2 protein-coding genes are annotated in these 539 nt (G+C 66.8%); both read right to left on the bottom strand.

The features are described 5' to 3' along the window. Positions 1-183: broad-spectrum mercury transporter MerE (gene merE / locus DLK05_RS16915; protein ID WP_127345108.1), on the bottom strand; the 183-nt coding region annotated here is incomplete at its 3' end. Further along, a partial coding sequence (gene merD, locus DLK05_RS16910; protein ID WP_148114130.1) for a mercury resistance co-regulator MerD occupies positions 180-539 on the bottom strand: 360 nt, incomplete at its 5' end. The genes merD and merE, both read right to left, overlap by 4 nt.

Here is a 539-nt window from a genome sequence, read left to right as displayed (position 1 = left end):
GCCGGTCAGCGTGAGGGCTGCAATACCCCAGTGCTCCCCGATGAACGCGCCGGCCGTCGTGCCGGCTAGCACAATGGCGAGAATCGGCAAATGGCAGGGACAGGTGAGCACGGCCAGCGCGCCCCACAAGTAGCCGGTGATCGGTTTGTGCATCTCAGACGGCAAGTGCTCTGGGCTGTTCATGGCAGACTCTCCGCGTGCTGTGCCGGTTCGGTTGGCATGGCGGCCAGTTGCATTTCGAGGCTGGCCAGGGCCTCGCGCCGACGCTCGACGAGTTGCCGCAACACGGCAAGCTGCGCAGACGCACCGTCACCGTCCGCAGCATCCAGCGCCCGGCACAGCCGCGCCAGTGCGTCCAGGCCGATACCCGCTTCGAAGGCAGCCCGTACAAAGCGCAGCCGTTGCAACGCGGTGTCATCGAACAAGCCGTAGCCGCCCGTGGTGCACGCGACCGGCCGTAGCAATCCGCGCAGCAGGTAGTCGCGCACGATATGCACGCTCACCCCGGCATCAAGGGCCAGCCGGGACACTGTGTAGGC

The organism is Ancylomarina longa (assembly GCF_003996985.1).
GTDB classification, from domain to species: domain Bacteria; phylum Bacteroidota; class Bacteroidia; order Bacteroidales; family Marinifilaceae; genus Ancylomarina_A; species Ancylomarina_A longa.
This window is presented reverse-complemented; position numbering and strand designations above follow the sequence as displayed.